Here is a 16,576-nt window from a genome sequence, read left to right as displayed (position 1 = left end):
GTCAGGGCGTCGCGGACGGTATCAGCTGCGGCGCCTCGGGGTCACCCGCGCGATTCACCCGGTTGTCGTCGTAACCCCGGCGGAGTCCCGCGGTCACGCGCTCCGCTGCTGCCCGGATGGCTTCCCGGTCCAGCGGCGGGGCGCCGGTCCGGTGGTAGGCGCATCGCACCGCCCGCCGGCGCGCGTCCCAACTCCAGGTTCCTACCACCCGGCCGTCGACGAGGACAGCCGGCAACGCCTCGCCGATCTGGTTGAACGCCGCGCGTTCGCCCACTCCGCCGAGGTAGCGGACCCGGGTCTGGGCGTACGCCTTGAGAGCGACGTCCTCGTGCGCCAAGAAGTCCACCTGTGCGGGTGACGCCTTCGTGCCCGTCCGGGTGAACTCCTCGAATCGATCCCGGAAGAGGTAGAGCGCGGCGGTGCTCCAGGGCGTCAGCGCTGCCGTCAGTGGACGCCCGAGCCGGTCGAGGGCGTTCACCACCGCGGCCTGTGCCAAGCCGGACCACCATGTCGCGTCGCGTAAGGAGGCGGGACCGTAGCGATCGAAGTAGGCCTCGACCAGTCGTACGGTCGCCGTGTCCCGGTCCAAACCGTGATGGGCGTTCGCGGTCACCGCGAACGTTCGCAGTTCCCGGTTCCATGCGCCGCTGCGATTGCGATACGTCAGTGATCCGCGTTCCCAGGCCAACTTGAGCGCCAGCCGGACGGTGTGCACCCCGGCGCCGCCGTCGACGAGCCTTCCCTCGATCTGCCGGTGCGTGAGATGGCCGTGCTCGCCGAGCAGGTCACCGATCCGCCGGGATGTGAATCGAGTCCGTATGCCGTAATGGCCGGTGGAGGTGACCGGGACTCGCTCACCGCGGCACCGTCTCGCCCGGCGGGCCCCCGAGAGCGGTGCGCCTTTCCGGTGTCGTACGGGCCCGGTTGATCACATCGCGCGGGAGGCGACCGGCTCAGGGTCGATCTCGTCGCGGAAACTTGCCTCGACTGCGGCTCCGTGCGGCCGATAACAGGGTGTCGCAGATTCCGCCGGAGGGGACACGATGGCCACGAGAACCGCTGATTCGCCGACCGAAATGCGCGCGGAGAGCGATGCCGCCGTCGATCTGGTGCTGCGCGACCGGCTCGTCACCCCGCTGTTCCAGCCCATCGTCGACCTGGCGAACGGCGCGGTGGTCGCCGTCGAAGGGCTGGCACGGGGGCCGGCGGGCTCGGGGCTGGAGCGGCCGGACCAGCTGTTCGAAGCCGCCCGGCTCGCCGGGCGGCTGGGTGAGATGGACATGCTGTGCAGCGAACGTGCCATTGAGTGCGCCTTGGCCGCGACGGTCCCCCCACCGGTGCTGTTCGTCAACGCCGAGCCCGCGGTGCTCGATCAGCCCATGTCCCCGCGGATGCTGGAGCTGTCGACCGGCTATCTGCCCTTCCGGTTCATCCTGGAGTACACCGAGCGCGGCCTGCCGACCGTGCCCGGTGCGCTGCTGAACGTGGCCGGAGCCATCGAGGCGTGCGGCGGGGGCATCGCCCTGGACGACGTCGGCGCCGACCCCATGTCCCTCGCGTTCCTGCCGATCATCGAGCCGGAGGTGATCAAGCTCGACATGCACCTGGTGCACAATCCGTCGGCCGCCGCGACGCGAGAGACCTGCCGGGCCGTGCGCGCCGCGGCTCGCCGTACCGGTGCGGTGGTCATCGCTGAAGGCATCGAGACCGAGGCCGACCTGCGTACGGCACGGTCGCTGGGCGCCGATTGGGGGCAGGGCTGGCTGTTCGGGCGTCCCGGGCCGCTGGAGTGCCTGAGGTACCCGGTTCCGGCCGGTCCCGGCGTGACGCTGCGGCCGCCGCGGGTCGGGCTGCACCAGCCCGCCGGCACCCCGTTCGAGATCGCCGCCGCCCGGGGCGCCCGTCAGGTCGTCTTGCGGGACTCGGCGATACAGGCCGTGACCCGCTTGTGTGAGAGCGCGGGATCCGAGGGCCCGTCGGTCATCGTCGCGTCGTGCGACGACCCGGGGGCCGCGACCCGGCTCGCCGCGTTCCTCGACACCGTCTCGTCGCCGACCACGTACGTCGCGGTGGTTCCGCCCACCCGCCCGCTCCACGGCGCGATGACCGTGGCCGTCGTCGGCGCCGACAGCGCGGACGGCGTGTCGGTGCGGCCCCTCGCCGGAGGCGACGGGAACAGCGACCACTTCGAGATTGCCGCGAGCAGTGACCTCTCGGTGGTCGTGGACATCGCCCGCGTGCTGCTGCGGCGACTTCCGATGAGCTGCGGCACCGTCTCTTTCTCGGCCGCTCGGCCGGCTGGCGCACGGTGAGACCGGTCAGGTGACGGGGCTCCGCGGCGCCGCCGCGCGGCCTCGTCCGGCCAGCCGCGAGCGCAGAGGTGAAGGACACCTTGCCAACCGGCACGATGCGGCATCGCACCGGGCGGCGGTCGCCGCTGAGCGAGGCCCGTCGTGCGCCGCGTCAGGTCGGGGGCGGCGCGGAGTGGTCCAGCCCGGCGGTCGGCAGCTGCACCGGCCGGCCGGCCCGGACCTCCGGGCCGGCCGCTGCATCGGCTGTGGGGTGTGATGCGTCCCGGCGGTCGGTGACCGTCAGCCGGCCGGGCTGGTCCAGCCGACCGGGACGTGGGCGAGACGAACGCGCTGCGGGTGATCGCCGACCGGGACCGAGACGACTTTCTGCCCGGTGGCGAAGTCGATGGCGGTGACCTGGTCGGCGCCGCTCTCGGAGATCACGCAGTCACGCCCGTCGCCGCTGACCGTGGCCCAGTAGGGTTTCGACGCCGGGACCAGCGGCCCCTCCCGCAGGCTCGCGCGGTCCACGACGGTGGTGTAGTCGTCCATCGTCCCGGCGACGCACAACTTGCCGCCATCTGGGCTCATGGACAGGCCGTGGTGGCGCGAGTCGTTGACGAAGGTAGTTCGATCGTCGCTGGTGGCCGGGTTCTTCGGCAGCGTCCTGACCCGGGTGATCTTGTCGGTGGCGACGTCGTACTCGACCAGGCCGTTGAAGAACGACACCTGGAAGTACAACGTGCCGGAGTCCGGGCTGAAGACCGCCGGCCGTACGGCGTTGGACAGGTCCGAGCGGCCGAAGGCGTTGAGCCGCGCCCGCATGTCGATCGTCTTCACCACCCGGTAGTTGCCGGTGTCGACCACGGTGAGGTGCCGGTCGCCCTTGGTCCAGTCCAGCAGTGGGCTGTCCAGGTCGGTCTCGACGTTGCCGATCGACATGTTCCACAGGTACCGGCCGCCGTCGGTGTAGACGTTCTCGTGCGGCTTGTCGCCGGTGGCGAACGAACCGACCTGGGCGCCGGTGTTGATGTCGAGCACGTGCACGGTGTTGGCGGTCGAGGCGGAGACCGCGACCTTGGTGCCGTCGGGGGAGACGGCCATGTGATCGGCGCGGTACCCGGAGACCGGGAACCGCCACTTGAGCTTTCCGGTGGCGAGGTCGATCGAGACCACGTCGGCGAAGCTGGGGCGCGAAGCGACCAGCGCGGTGCCGTCCGGGGTGGAGTAGAGGTCGTCGACGAGCTGGTCGTGGCCCTCACCCGGTCCGGAGCGGATGCCGAGGAAGTAGATCAGCTTGATCGGATTGAGGTAGATCTCGGCGAGGCGCTGGGCCTTGTCCGGTACGACGTCGACCCGCCCGATCTTGGCGAAGTGGCCGCGCGAGTCGATAACGTCGGCGGTGCCCTCCCAGTTGTTGCCGACGAACATGACCTCGCGCAGGGCGGCGGCAGTCGCCGCCGGGCCGGCGGAGGCGACCGAGGCGGTGGCGCTGACGACGAGCGCGGTGGCCGCGGCCGCCGCGCCCAGAATTCGCGGGAAGTAGCCGGTGGAGCCTGTTCCGACGGTTGTTGTGGTGAGGCGCATGTGTTCTTCCCCTGGTGGATGAGCAGGACGAATGCTCCGAAGAATGCGAAACCCCGCGGTGTTCCCATCGAGGTTACTGGATGGTAGGACCGGGGTGGTCCAGATCACAACGCACCACGAGATTTATTCGCGTACATCGCGCCTAGCCTCTGCGCGGGAGCGGCGGCCGCCAGGACCGGCGCTCGGCGCGGGACCGGCCCGAGCCGGAAACTGCCCGCGAGGCGGTCCCGGAAGGCACACCGTGGGCGCCCGCGTCGGCGCGGGCTGGCGGGCGATGGGTCCCCGCGGTGCTGACCCGGCCGCTGCCGTCGGGTCAGGTCCAAGTGGCTCAGGCGACACGCGGGGTGCCCTCGGCCGGGCTGTCGGCTCGGCCGAGGGCACGCCGTCAGGAAGCGGCGGCCACGAAGTGACAGACCGGGGCCGTGGTGGAGACGTTGGTCCCGTCGGAGGCCCGGACGTACCAGCCGTACGCGTGGCCGGCGATCAGCGCGGGCAGCTGCACCGAGACGGTGCCCGAGCCGGTCACGTAGCCGCTGGCCGAGCCCGGCCCGCCCAGGCGGATCGGCTGCGGCTGGTCCGGGTCGGTGTTGTCCCAGATGGAGAACTCGCCGCGGACCGGGACCGTGGGGTCGTCGTGCCTGACGACGGCGCTCAGCCGCGGGGTCAGCGACGCCACCTTGCCGTACCCGCCGTTCTGGTGGCAGCCGGGGTCGCCGGTGCTGGTCGCCGGGATGGTGACCGTGCCGGTCGGCACGGCCGGCAGCATGCTCTGGCCGGCGCGCAGCTTGGTGATCTCCGTGCTGGTCAGGGCGTACGGGAAGAGTTGCACGTCGTCGAGGCCACCCTGATACCCGTCGCCGGCGATGACCGGCGTTCCGCTCGATACGCGTTTGGTGTGCGCCGCGGTGCCGGCGAGGGCGCCGTCGACGAACAGGCTCATCTTGCCGGCGACCGGGTCGTAGGTGGCCAGCAGATGTGTCCACACGCCGGTCTGGGCGGTCGCGGTGACCTGGTCGGAGGCGGCGCCGGCGGCGTCAGCCGTCACCATGGCGAACCGCCATTTGCCGCCGGTGTAGGACACGTCGAGCGGGCTGCCGTTGTTGTCCGGCTGGTTGATCAGGGAGCCGGTGGGAGCTGCCGCGTCCGGTTTCGCCCACAGGGACACGGTCAGACCGCGCCGGGTGTCGAACTGGTTGACGGTGCCGTCGACGCCGCTGGTCACCCTTCCGGAGCCGTTGAAGCGCAGCGAGTGGGCCCGCTCGGTGGAGCGGGTGACGCCTGTCGACAGCGTCCCGGTGAGGTCGTTGTCCGAGCTGTCCGCCGTGCTGTTGCCGCCGGTCTCGTCGAACTTCCAGGTGAGCGACTGCCCGCGGGTGAACGCGACGACCGGGGCGTGGTCCGACAGGCCCGGCGGGTCGTCCGCGGCCGCCGTGTTGGCGTTGCTGTCGGCGAATTCGGTCAGCGAGTCGCAGTAGGTGAATCCGGAGGTGGCGAACACGTAGTCGAGTTTCTGCTGCGCGACCGCCGGTGCGGTGTCCGTGCTGTTGAAGTGCGTCATCTCGTTGACCGCGTCGCCGGGCGTGTAGGCCTGCTGGTCGCATTCCGGGTACGCGTCGAACAGCGGCCGGATCGGCGACGTCGCGGCCGAACCCTGCATGGTGTTGAAGTCACCGCCGAGCACCGGCAGCGAGACAGCGCCGATCTTCTGCTTCAGCGACGCGGTCTCGCGGGCGTACTCGGTGTCGTTGTTGTGCAGCAGGTGGGTGACGCAGGGCGTGTTCTGCCAGCCGTCGACCCGCACGCAGAGCAGGTTGGAGGTGCGCTTGGTGTCCGCGTCCGGATAGTACTTCGGGTCACCGGCGACGAGCAGCGGCGTGACCGTCGACGAGGTGATGGCGCCGCGGACGGCGATGACCTCACCGACGGTGCCGACCAGGTCGCCGCCGCGGCAGTCGGATCGGCCGTCCGGGCGGGCCACGACGGCGGTGCGGTAGGTCCAGCCGGAGCCGAGCGCGGCCATCAGCGGTGCCAGGTCGTTCCGGTCGCCGCCGCGGCCGGCGGCGTCGTCCGGGTAGCAGACCTCTTCCAGCATGATTACGTTGAGGTCGCGCTCGCGGACGATGGTTTCGATGGCAGCGGCCTTCGCCTGCGGTCGTGAGCGCCATGGACAGTACGAGGAACTGCCGCGGCTCCCGCCCGCCTCGCCGCAGATGTTCCAGGTCAGCATGCGGATGGATTCGCGCTGGTAGCCCAGCCCGTCCGGCTCGGCGGCCGCCGTCCGCACGATCGGCGGCGGCTGCTGCGGGACGGCGACCCGCACGGCCACGACGGTGCCCAGCACGGCAGCCGTCACTCCGACCATGGCCAGCAATCTTCTCAAGACATTCCCCCGTTTCGATGGAATGGATGAAGATCATATAGCTGGCGTGTGACGGGGCGATGACCAGCCCGTACGGCATCGGCCGTGCCCGCTCCGCGGGAGCCGGCAAGACTCGAGGGGCGGTCCACGTTCCGGACCTGGCTGTACCGGATCGCCACCAACGCCTGCCTGGACCTGCTCGCCGAGTGCCACCCGGAGCCCGCGACCGGTGGCGAGGTGCGGTGGCCGCAGCCCGGACCGGCTGCTCGACGGGCTGCCCGCCGGCGACGCGGACGAGCCGGAGAGCGTCGCCGGCGCACGGGAGACGATCGCCCGGCTCGGGCCGCCGGAACGCCTGCCCGCGGACGGCACGGCGTAGCGGTTGTCAGCGAGATCCGCGTGCCCGTGCCGGCGGGGACAAGGCGGTCGTCGTCGCCTCCCGGCCCGCGGCGGTGGCGGCGGCCGTCGCGGCCGGGTCGTGGTCCTCGCCGACGGTCGGCTCGGTCTTCGGACGGCCGCGACGCGTGTCCCAGAGGTCGCGGGCCAGGATCTGCAGGATGCCGGCGGCCGGGATGGCCAGCAGCGCGCCGAGGATGCCGGCCAGCTCCGCGGCGATCAGGATCGCGATGAGCACGGTGAGCGGGTTGAGCTGCACGGTGCGCGCGAAGACGACAGGCTGCAGCAGGTGGTTCTCGACCTGCTGGTAGAGCACGAAGAAGGCGGCCACGACCAGGCCCGCGGTGATCGACTGGGTGAACGCGGCCAGGCAGGCGACGACAGCGCCGAGAGTGGCGCCGACCAGCGGGATGAGGTCGGCCAGGCCGACGAACAGGGCGATCAGACCGGCGTACGGGACGCCGAGGGCCAGCAGCGTGAGGAAGGTCAGCGTGCCGCAGACGGCGCTGATCAGCAGGTTCCCGGTGAGGTAGCCGGTGATGGTCTTGGCGCAGTCGTGACCGACCGCGCGGATGTGCGCGGCCCGGCGCGGCGCGAACAGCGCCAGGAAGCCTTCGACGACCTTCGGCGCTTCCAGCACCATCAGGTAGGCCAGGACGAAGATCGTGGCGACGCCTGCCACTCCGGTGGCCACCGAGCCGAGGAACGCCAGCGTCGGCGCGCCCAGGTCGGTCGCGTACTCGCGGATCTTGTCGGCGTTGTCCCGGGCGTAGTTCAGCAGGTGGAATCGTACGATCAGCTCACCGACCGGCCCGCGCCCGCTGCGCAGGTCCGCGACGATCCTGGGGAAGTTCGCGACCAGCTCGCTGCCCTCGCGCGCCAGCGGCACCACGAAGACGGCGCCCAGGCCGGCGAGCAGGGCGGCGGCGGCGAGGAACACCAGCAGCGTGCCGAGCCACCGCCGGCCGAACGCGGCCCGGCGGGTCACCCAGTTCACGGCCGGGTGCAGGGCCACGGCGAAGAACGCGGCGATCAGGATCCAGGTCAGCACCCGGCGGGTGTGCTGGACGAGCAGCAGCGCGGCCGCCGTCGCCAGGACCAGCCCGATCACCACGAGCGTGCGCCGTGCGACCACGGCGGTGTCGCTTTGTGCCATCTGCGCCGGTTACCCGGCGTTGACCAGGACAAACGACCGTAGAGCCCCGGGCGGACCTGCCGTCCGGGGCTCCGGTGCGGGCGCGGTTTCGTCGGCCCTTCGCATACGCTCATGTCCTTTTCTCGACATCGCCCTACAGGACCACGGTCAGCGGGCACGCGGTCCGCCCGATCAGGTCGCCCACGGTCTCCCCGAACGGCCGGTCAGGCGTCATCGGCTCGCTCGCCGCGGCCACGACCAGCAGCCCGACCTGGGTGCTGAGCGTACGCAACGCGCGTGCCGGGTCCGGGTCGTGCAGGATCTCCCGCTCCGCCGCGTCCACCTCGTCGGCGGCCAGCACCTCGTACAGCGCCTCGGACAGCAGCAGGTCCGCGCCCGGCGGCCGGTCCGGGTGGCTGCGGAAACCGCACCGCGCCGTGCCGAGCCCGGTCCAGACGTGCACCGCGCGCAAGGTCGCGCCGAGCTCGGACGCGCGGTTCCAAGCGTGTGCCAGGACGTCTGTGGCGTGCGCGTCGTCGGTGACCGCGGCCGCCACCACCGGGCCCGCGGCGCCCGCCGAGCCGATCACATCGACCGCGTGCAGGTCACCGGTAGGCCGGACCCGCCACTGCGCGCCCTCCGGCAGCCGCTCGCGGATCGCCGTTGCCAGGTGATCGGCCGGTGTGTCCATGACTCACCATCCCAGGACGTCCCGCCGCCGTCCGTCTCGACGACGAATTGTGCCTCCGGTGGGGGCTCCTGACTCCAGTGTCTCTCCCGGTCACGGCATCCGGCAGGGGAGCAGGCCCTCGATTCTCATCCGGCCCGGCCGCGAGCCTGCCCGCACCGGCCCGGCTTCCTGGCGGCACGGCCGGGACCTTGGCCCCTGCCACGCCGGACCACCCGGGACGACTCTGAGGGAAGGCACGGGAGAGGAGGACGGCGACGCGGACAGCTACGACCCGGACCGGCATCAGATCGTCTCCTCTCCTTCCGCGGGTTCTCCCCGCATCGTCAGACCGCCGGGGCTCGCCGGGCAGGGCCACAGGTCCCGACCGCGCCGTGCCGGTACGGCCGCGATTCCTTACTGGAGAGGAGCGTGGACGGCCATCGACCACCCGCACGAGCCGTGCGCGGCGTACTGAGCGGACGACGGGGGCGAGCGCCGGGAGACCGGCGCTCGCCTTGCCGATCCGGCCCCGTCACGGGCCCGGCTCGATCCGTGCCGTCGGGCCCGGGAACAGCAGCGTGGTGTTCCCGTCGTCGAGCCAGTGCACCTGGTACGGCGGCAACCCGTCGGCCCGGCCCACCACGGTGATGACGCCCTCGCGCCGGTGACCGTGCGGGCCCTCGACCTCGATCACGACGTGGTCTCCGGTCTTCGCCTTCATGACATGTCTCCCGTCTCGTCCTGGTGGGGTGCGGGCCTCCTCGGGGGCCCCTGCCTTTCATCGCAACGCCGGTGCGAGGCAGCCGGACAGGGCTTGAGGGCCCGGCGGGGCCGGGCCGACGGCCCTGTTCCGCGGGCTCCCACAGGGATTAGCAACGAAGGAGGAACAACGACGAGGCAGCAAGGGCGGGGATTCAGGGTGGCTGGACACGTGTACGACTTCATCGACGGCCACAAAGATCTCAAGGGCCTGCTCGGCGGCAAGGGTGCCAACCTGGCCGAGATGACCAGGATGGGCCTGGACGTGCCCGCCGAGGCGTTCGAGGCGGAACGGGCCGGCTTCGGGGAGGGCGAGCTGGACGCCGCGCGGCTGCGGGACCTGGTCCAGTCGTACCAGAAGGTGTTCCAGACACACACCGGCCGCCCCTTCCCGCAGGCCCAGGTGATCGCCGCGCAACTGGTCGAGGAGGGTGTCATCACCCGCGACGAGGCGCTGCGCCGGGTCACCGGCGAGCAACTGGCCCAGTTGATGCTCCCCAGCTTCGACGAGCAGGCCACCCCGCCACCGCTGACCACAGGTGTGCCGGCGTCGCCCGGCGCCGCTGTCGGCGCGGTGGTGTTCGACTCGGCGGCGGCCCCCGCCGCGACCGAGCCGGTGATCCTGGTGCGCCGGGAGACCAACCCGGACGACCTGCCCGGCATGATCGCCGCGGCCGGCATCCTCACCGCCCGCGGCGGGAAGACCTCACACGCCGCGGTGGTGGCCCGCGGCATGGGCAGGACCTGCGTGTGCGGCGCCGACCAGGTGGAGATCGGCACCGACTCGTGCACGGTGGCCGGCCACCGGCTGCGCGCCGGGGACGTCATCTCGATCGACGGTGCGAACGGCCGGGTCTACGCCGGCGCGGTGCCGGTGCGCCCGTCCAAGGTCGTACGTTTCTCCGAGGGCGAGATCATGCCGTGCGGGAACGCGCTGCTGCGTGCCGTCCAGCAGCTGATGGCGCACGCGGACCAGGTGGCCCGGCTGGAGGTGCACGCCAACGCCGACACCGGCGCCGATGCGGCCCGGGCCCGGCGGTTCGGCGCCACCGGGATCGGCCTGTGCCGGCTGCCGTTGCAGCAGGCCGACTTCGAGCAGCTGTTCGCCGCCATGGACGGGCTGCCGGTCACCATTCGGCTGATCGACCCGCCGCTGCACGGCGGCGACCCCGCCTCGGTGCGCTTCTTCCACGACGCCGGCCTGGACCACGTCTCCTGTTCGCCGTTCCGGGTGCCGGTCGCCCGGCTGGAGGCGGGCCGCGCGGCGGTGACCGGCTCGGACACCCGATAGGACAGGCCTTCACAAAGGACAGACAGATGTGCTGTCCCCGCGGGGCGGCGGCCTGGGGCGTGCCGCGGCGCGGGCGATGATCCACATCGGGAACCGATTACGTGACCCGGCGGTGGTCATTAGGCTCACCGATATGGTCGAGCAGACGGCCGACGGCAAACGACCGGAACCGCTGTCCCTGGGTCTGTCTCCACTGTCCAGGATCCGGCTGGACGAGCTGCTGCAGGAGATGCTCGACCGGGTCGGTGACGTCGTCGCGAGCCGCGAGCGCCTGCGCGCCCTGCTCGACGCGGTCGTCGGCATCGGCACCGACCTCGACCTGCGCAGCACGCTGCAGCGGATCGTGCAGGCGGCGTGCGCTCTGGCCGGCGCACGGTACGGCGCTCTCGGCGTGCTGGCGCCCGACCACGGCAGTCTGTCGGACTTCATCACTCACGGCATCGACCCGGCCGGGCACGCCCGGATCGGCGACCTGCCGCGCGGCCGCGGGGTGCTCGGGCTGCTGATCAGCGATCCCAAGCCGGTCCGCCTGCCGGACATCCGCGGGCACCCGGACTCGTACGGCTTCCCGCCGCATCACCCGCCGATGCACAGCTTCCTCGGTGTCCCGGTCCGGACCCGCGAGCAGATCTTCGGCAACCTCTATCTGGCCGAGAAGCGCGGCGCCGCCGAGTTCACCGACGACGACGAGGAGATCGTGGTCGCCCTGGCCGCGGCCGCCGGCATCGCCGTGGACAACGCCAACCTCTACGAGCTGGCCCGGCGGCGGGAGCGCTGGCTGGCCGCGACCGCCGAGATCACCAGCGTGCTGCTGGGCACGGTGCAACGTACCGAGGCGCTGCGCCTGATCGCGCGCCGCGCCCGCGAGGTGTCCGCCGCCGAGCTGGTCCTGGTACTGCTCTCCGACGAGGCGGCCGATCGGTACACCATCGAGGTGGCCGACGGTGCCGACGCCGCCTTCGCCGGGCTGGCCGGCCAGCTGGTGCCGGTGGACCGGGCGGCCCCCGCGGCCTTCGGGCAGGAGCGTTACCAGGTCGTGGAGAACTTGCGCGCCGCCGCCGACTGGCCCGGGGAGGTGCCGGCCCGGCCGGCCCTGGCCGCGCCCCTGACCGGGGCCGACGCGCTGCACGGGGTGCTGATCGTGACCCAGCCCGCCGGGCAGGTCGCCGGGGACGAGGACGCCGTGCTGCTGTCCACCTTCGCCGGGCAGGCCGCGCTGGCCCTGGAGCGGGTGCGTGCACAGGAGGAGCGCCGGCAGCTGGCGGTGTTCGAGGACCGCGAGCGGATCGCCCGCGACCTGCACGACGTGGTCATCCAGCGGTTGTTCGCCACCGGCATGCAGCTGCAGGCCACGGTGCAGCACGTCGCCCATCCGGACGCGGCCAAGCGGATCAGTGCCGCGGTGGACGACCTGGACGACACCATCCGCGACATCCGGCGCTCGATCTTCGAGCTGCGCACCCCGGTCGGCACGTCGTTGCGCCGCGAGATCCGCGACCTGGTCGACACGGCGGCCGGAAACCTCGGCTTCCGGCCGGCTCTGGACACCTGCGGGCCGGTGGACAGCGCCGTCCCGGACGAGATCGTGCCCGAGGTGCTGGCGGTGCTGCGGGAGGCATTGGCCAACGCCGCCAGGCACGCCGAGGCGACCAGCGTGCGGGTCTCGGTCGCCGCCCACGCCGGCGAGGTCATGGTCCGCGTCGAGGACGACGGCATCGGCGCCGATCCGGCCCGGGCCCGCGGCGGCTTGATGAACCTGCGCCGGCGGGCCGAGGATCTCGGCGGCAGCTTCGGCATCGGTCCGGGCCCGCACGGCGTCGGCACGCTGGTGACCTGGCGAGTGCCGCTCACCGGCTGATCCGGCCGTCCCGGGGGCCCCGCGCGGGGTTGACACGTCACTGAGGTCGGGCTGCTCGCCGCGGTGCGCCTCAGAGGATCCTCGAGGCGGACTTGACGAAGGCATGTGGTCGTTGTATTGGTAGAAGAAAGTTGAGTCAAGGGCGCTCAACTCCTGGGAGATCCCCGGGACGGAACCCGCTCTGGTGAAGGAGCACCGAGGAGGAGATGGCCATGCTTCTGCGTACCGACCCGTTCCGTGACCTCGACCGCGTGTTCGAGCAGTTCACCGGCACCAGCAGCCGGCCCGCGGTGATGCACGTCGATGCCGAACGCGACGGTGACACCTTCTACGTGTACTTCGACCTGCCCGGCGTCGATCCCGGCTCGATCGACGTCACCGTCGAACGTAACGTGCTGCAGGTCAAAGCCGAGCGCCGGCGTCACACCAGGGACGGCGCCGAGGTGGTGATCAGCGAACGGCCGATGGGCGTGTTCAGCCGCCAGCTGTTCCTCGGCGACACCCTCGACACCGAGAACCTCGTTGCGAGCTACGACGGCGGCGTGCTGACTCTCAAGATCCCGGTGTCCGACAAGGCCAAGCCCCGCCGGATCGCCATCTCCGCGAACGGCGGCCGCAAGCAGATCAAGGGCTGAGCGCACCGTCGACGGCCCCGATCCGCCGGCAGGGGGTGACCCCGTTCGTGGTCACCTCCGAAGTGGTCCGGCACCCCGGCCGGGTGCCGGACCGGGACCAGACCGCGCCAGGGCCTTCCGCCGCGCCGATCACCGCCCTCGGGGTCAGTGCTTCCAGCCGGCCGGAAGGCCCTCGACCTCGGCACGGTCGCCCTCGGCGGTCACCCGCACCGTCGCCGGACCCAGCCGCAACCCGGTCAGACGCAGCCGGCCCCACCGGCGCGGCAGCCGCGGCGTCACCCGCAACCTCCTCGCTGGCACGTCGGGCTCGAACCCGAGCGCCGCGCGCAGCAGCAGCAGCGGCGCCGCGGCGGCCCACGCCTGTGGTGAGCACGAGGTCGGATAGGGCACCGGGGGACTGAACCGGGCGCGGTCGAAGCCGCAGAACAGCTCGGGCAGCCGCCCGCCGAACGCGGTCGCGGCCTCCAGCAGGCCGTCGATCAGCCGGTGGGCGAGGAGCACCGCGCCGGGAACGTGCCGGTAGCGCAGCAGGCCCGCGACCACGATCGCGGTGTCGTGCGGCCAGACCGAGCCGTTGTGGTAGCTCATCGGGTTGTACGCGCCCATCCTCGCGGACATGGTGCGCAGGCCGTACCCGGTGTCCAGGTCGGGCCCGGACAACCGCCGCACCAGACGCTCCGCGTGCTCGTCCGGCACGATGCCGGTCCACAACGCGTGACCCGGGTTGCTGGTCAGCGCGTCGACCGGAGCCTTCGCGCCATCCAGGGCGAGGGCGTACCAGCCACGGTCGGGCAGCCAGAACCGGTCGGTGAACGCGGCGCGCAGCCCGGCCGCCCGGCGCCGGCACTGGTCGGCCCGCCGGTCGTCGCCGAACGCCTGCGCCAGATCTGCGCGGGCCCGCCAGGCCGCGTACGCGTACGCCTGCACCTCGCACAACGCGATGGGCGTACGCGCCGGCGTGCCGTCGGCGAACGCGATCGCGCCGGAACTGTCCTTCCAGCCCTGGTGGGCCAGGCCGCGATCGGTGGCGCGCTGATACTCCACGAAGCCGTCACCGTCACGGTCGCCGTACCCGTCGAGCCACTCCAGAGCGGCGTCGGCGGCGGGCAGCAATCGCCGGATCGTGGCCTCGTCGGCGCCCCACCGCCACGCCTCGGCGAGCAGCATCACGAACAACGGTGTGGCGTCCACGCTGCCGTAGTAGTGGCTGCCGCCCAGGACGCGGTCGCTGTCCGGGCCGAGCCGCAACTCGTGCAGGATGCGCCCCGGCTGCTCCTCGGTCACCGGGTTCGTGGTGCGGCCCTGGGTCGCGGCCAGCGCCTGCAACGTGCCCAGGGCGAGATCGAGGCCGAGCGGGAGCACCGACCAGGCGGTGAGCAGGCTGTCGCGGCCGAACAGGGTCATGAACCACGGCGCACCCGCCGCGACGACCGGAAGACCGCTGCGCGGGCCCGCGATCCGCAGCGCTCCGAGATCGGTCTCGGTGCGGCGCAGCACCGCCGCCAGGGCCGGGTCGGTGGCGTCGACGCGGGTGTTCGCCTGCCGCCACGCCTGGAGCTTGCGGGCGGCCGCACTGTGGTCGACGCGCTGGCCGCGTTCGAACCCGGGGTTGATCCAACGGCCCGCCGCCATCGGTTCGGCGACGATCTCGGTGCTCCACTCGCCGCGGGCCGGTACGACGATCCGCCAGCTGAATCCGCCCGGGGTGACCACCGGATCGCCGGAGACGGTGACCCGCAGCCGGCGGCCACCGTCGGCGCGGGCTGTGAACCGCAATTCCGCACCGTTGACGACGGTTCCCGCGCCGCTGCCGGCGGCGCGGCCGTCCTTGACCGCGAACAGATCGGCGAAATCCGCCTCCACGACGAGGGACAGGACACAGGTGGTGGGCTCGCGGCCGAGATTCTCCACCTGCACCGTCTCGCGCAGGCCGTCACCGACCAGGCGTTCCCGGGTGAGCAGCACCGTGCTGTCGGCCGACCCGGCCGGTGGCGGACGTCGCAGGACGAACCGGGCCGCGTACGCGTCCGGCGCCAGGACGCTCAGCGGCTGCGGCCGGTGCCCGTCCAGCCGCAGCAGCCACCGCGACAGCACCCGCGCGTCCCGGACGAACAAGCCGTGCCGGTTACCCGGATCGACATCGCCGGCCGCGTCGGACAGACAGAACGTCGACCCCTCCACCAACGTGACAGTCTGGCCCACGGGCGCCGGCTCGCCCGCGTCGCGCGGACCCGTCATGCCGCACCGGCCGACTGGGGCGGCAAGGCGGCGGCGTGCTGTGAGATCCCGTTGCGGCCGATCCGGCCGGCCCGCCGGTGGCGGCGGATCGCCACCGGCTCGATGCCGGTGCCCGGGGCGCGGTGCGTCATCGGCATCATGCTGCCGCATCCGGGCAGGCGACACCTCGCGTGTGCCGGAAGGCGTGCCAGAAGGCCCCGGAACCAGGGGCGGGACCTCGCGCCCTGGTCGCGGGAGCCGGCCCGCGACGAGTTGCGGCCGCTGCGGGAAGGACAGGACCAATCGCACTGTGCGCGCCGGCACTTTCGCGCTGACATGGAAGGAGGGAGCGCCGGTCGGTCCCGGCGCGCAGAGCACCGATGAGGTCGGGAGGCAGCCATGAGCGACCTCGGCAACTACCGAGCACAACAGCAGGCCCGGCACCGGGCCGGCGGATCGGACCGGACCAATGCCTACGGTGAGGTGATCAACCGCTACCTCGGCTCCTTCTCGTACGCGGATCCGTACGCCCCGCCCGCACCGCACGTCCCGCCGGCCCCGGCCCCACCGGCGGGGACCGTGGTCGTCGGGGTGGACGACCTGCCCAACAGCCACGTCGTGACCGACCTGGCGGCGATCGAGGCCGAGCTGAGTGGGGCCGCCCTGCTGATCGTGCACGCGGGCGTCCCGGCCCGCGACGACCGGCTGCTGCGGCGGCTCACCGGCCGGGTGCACGAGTTCGCCCCCGAGGTGCCGGTCTCCGGGCGTGTCACGGCCGGGGCTGGCGCGGTGGAGGTGTTGCTCGCCGAGGCCGCCGCCACCGACCTGCTCGTGGTGGGGCACCGGCACGGCGCCGCCCGCGGTGTGCTGGGCCGCAGTGTGGCCGACCGGGTCGCGGCCCGGCATCCCGGCCCGGTCCTGGTGGTGCGCGAGGCGGGCTGGCCCCCCGGTCCGGAGCTGGCGGCCCGGCCCCTGGTGGCCGGCGTGGAGGGATCGGCGGCGTCCCGCCGGGCGGCCGAGTTCGCCGTGCGGGAGGCCGGTGTCCGGGGCTGCGACGTGGTGCAGCTGCGGGTCGCCGCGCAGCCGGGGGAGACGCCGGACCGGACCGAGCTGGTCGGGGCGGTCCGGGTGCGGAACCGGACGGTGGCCGGCAACCCGGCCGAGGAACTGGTCTCCGCGTCGGCGCACGCCGCGGCGATCGTGGTGGGGCGTGCGCCGGGACGGACGAGGCTGGGACCGGTGAGCCGGGCGTTGCTGCACCACGCGCACTGCCCGGTCTTCCTGGTCGGGTGAGGGCGCGACGGCCGGACCGCCGGGTTCGGCGGGGATGGCCGCTTCAGTGGCTGGGGTGGTACTGGTACGAGGTAGCCGACCGCGC

General features: G+C 72.5%; 12 protein-coding genes and 2 pseudogenes. 6 read left to right on the top strand and 8 right to left on the bottom strand.

All coding sequences use genetic code 11. From position 1 onward, the window contains the following. Position 1 precedes the first annotated feature (1 nt). Positions 2 to 841: pseudogene (locus tag Asi03nite_RS01215) on the bottom strand (DNA glycosylase AlkZ-like family protein); the annotation flags it as partial. Positions 842 to 1,043: 202 nt separating this feature from the next. Between Asi03nite_RS01215 and Asi03nite_RS01210 the strand changes: the two are divergent. Then, positions 1,044 to 2,312 carry an EAL domain-containing protein gene (locus tag Asi03nite_RS01210; RefSeq protein ID WP_203676351.1) on the top strand — a complete coding sequence of 423 codons (1,269 nt, stop codon included), beginning with the start codon at positions 1,044 to 1,046 and terminating at the stop codon, positions 2,310 to 2,312. A gap of 279 nt (positions 2,313 to 2,591) precedes the next feature. Here the strand turns inward: Asi03nite_RS01210 and Asi03nite_RS01205 are convergent, their stop codons facing one another. Both Asi03nite_RS01205 and Asi03nite_RS01200 read right to left on the bottom strand, forming a co-directional pair. Continuing rightward, a complete protein-coding gene (locus tag Asi03nite_RS01205) occupies positions 2,592 to 3,878 on the bottom strand; it encodes a YncE family protein (protein ID WP_203676348.1) in 1,287 nt (428 codons plus the stop codon). Between the two features lie 385 nt (positions 3,879 to 4,263). Continuing rightward, positions 4,264 to 6,240, bottom strand: a complete 1,977-nt coding sequence (locus tag Asi03nite_RS01200; protein ID WP_203676347.1) for a LamG-like jellyroll fold domain-containing protein — start codon at positions 6,238 to 6,240, stop codon at positions 4,264 to 4,266. 226 nt (positions 6,241 to 6,466) lie between these two features. Here Asi03nite_RS01200 and Asi03nite_RS37605 point away from each other — a divergent pair, with 226 nt between their 5' ends. Further along, the gene (locus tag Asi03nite_RS37605) at positions 6,467 to 6,616 is read left to right on the top strand and encodes a hypothetical protein (protein WP_239102272.1); all 150 of its coding nucleotides are present in this window, start codon (positions 6,467 to 6,469) and stop codon (positions 6,614 to 6,616) included. A 6-nt stretch (positions 6,617 to 6,622) separates the two neighbouring features. Here Asi03nite_RS37605 and Asi03nite_RS01190 read toward each other — a convergent pair whose 3' ends face one another. From Asi03nite_RS01190 to Asi03nite_RS01180, 3 genes are all read right to left on the bottom strand, one after another. After that, entirely contained in the window at positions 6,623 to 7,789 is a 1,167-nt protein-coding gene (locus Asi03nite_RS01190) for an AI-2E family transporter (protein WP_203676346.1), read from the bottom strand. Positions 7,790 to 7,922: 133 nt separating this feature from the next. After that, entirely contained in the window at positions 7,923 to 8,459 is a 537-nt protein-coding gene (locus tag Asi03nite_RS01185; RefSeq protein ID WP_203676345.1) for a universal stress protein, read from the bottom strand. A gap of 511 nt (positions 8,460 to 8,970) precedes the next feature. Further along, positions 8,971 to 9,159 carry a DUF1918 domain-containing protein gene (locus Asi03nite_RS01180; RefSeq protein ID WP_203676344.1) on the bottom strand — a complete coding sequence of 63 codons (189 nt, stop codon included), beginning with the start codon at positions 9,157 to 9,159 and terminating at the stop codon, positions 8,971 to 8,973. 399 nt (positions 9,160 to 9,558) lie between these two features. On the opposite strand from Asi03nite_RS01180, the pseudogene Asi03nite_RS01175 reads away from it, so the two are divergent. The 3 genes and pseudogenes from Asi03nite_RS01175 to Asi03nite_RS01165 form a co-directional block, all read left to right on the top strand. Then, a pseudogene (locus Asi03nite_RS01175) lies at positions 9,559 to 10,356 on the top strand (PEP-utilizing enzyme); the annotation flags it as partial. A gap of 265 nt (positions 10,357 to 10,621) precedes the next feature. After that, positions 10,622 to 12,346 carry a GAF domain-containing sensor histidine kinase gene (locus Asi03nite_RS01170; protein ID WP_239102269.1) on the top strand — a complete coding sequence of 575 codons (1,725 nt, stop codon included), beginning with the start codon at positions 10,622 to 10,624 and terminating at the stop codon, positions 12,344 to 12,346. Positions 12,347 to 12,558: 212 nt separating this feature from the next. Then, positions 12,559 to 12,981, top strand: a complete 423-nt coding sequence (locus Asi03nite_RS01165; protein ID WP_203676342.1) for an Hsp20/alpha crystallin family protein — start codon at positions 12,559 to 12,561, stop codon at positions 12,979 to 12,981. 144 nt (positions 12,982 to 13,125) lie between these two features. Here Asi03nite_RS01165 and Asi03nite_RS01160 read toward each other — a convergent pair whose 3' ends face one another. Both Asi03nite_RS01160 and Asi03nite_RS38375 read right to left on the bottom strand, forming a co-directional pair. Then, a complete protein-coding gene (locus tag Asi03nite_RS01160; RefSeq protein ID WP_239102288.1) occupies positions 13,126 to 15,162 on the bottom strand; it encodes an amylo-alpha-1,6-glucosidase in 2,037 nt (678 codons plus the stop codon). A gap of 53 nt (positions 15,163 to 15,215) precedes the next feature. Next, positions 15,216 to 15,350 (bottom strand): hypothetical protein, encoded by a 135-nt coding sequence (locus Asi03nite_RS38375; RefSeq protein WP_275409295.1) that lies wholly within the window; start codon positions 15,348 to 15,350, stop codon positions 15,216 to 15,218. 247 nt (positions 15,351 to 15,597) lie between these two features. Here Asi03nite_RS38375 and Asi03nite_RS38370 point away from each other — a divergent pair, with 247 nt between their 5' ends. After that, positions 15,598 to 16,491 carry a universal stress protein gene (locus tag Asi03nite_RS38370; protein WP_203676339.1) on the top strand — a complete coding sequence of 298 codons (894 nt, stop codon included), beginning with the start codon at positions 15,598 to 15,600 and terminating at the stop codon, positions 16,489 to 16,491. Positions 16,492 to 16,576 lie beyond the last annotated feature (85 nt).

Origin of the sequence: Actinoplanes siamensis (genome assembly GCF_016862395.1) — a bacterium.
Lineage (GTDB): Bacteria > Actinomycetota > Actinomycetes > Mycobacteriales > Micromonosporaceae > Actinoplanes > Actinoplanes siamensis.
The sequence above is the reverse complement of the archived record's forward strand: the minus strand, read 5'-3'. Positions and strand labels throughout refer to the sequence as shown.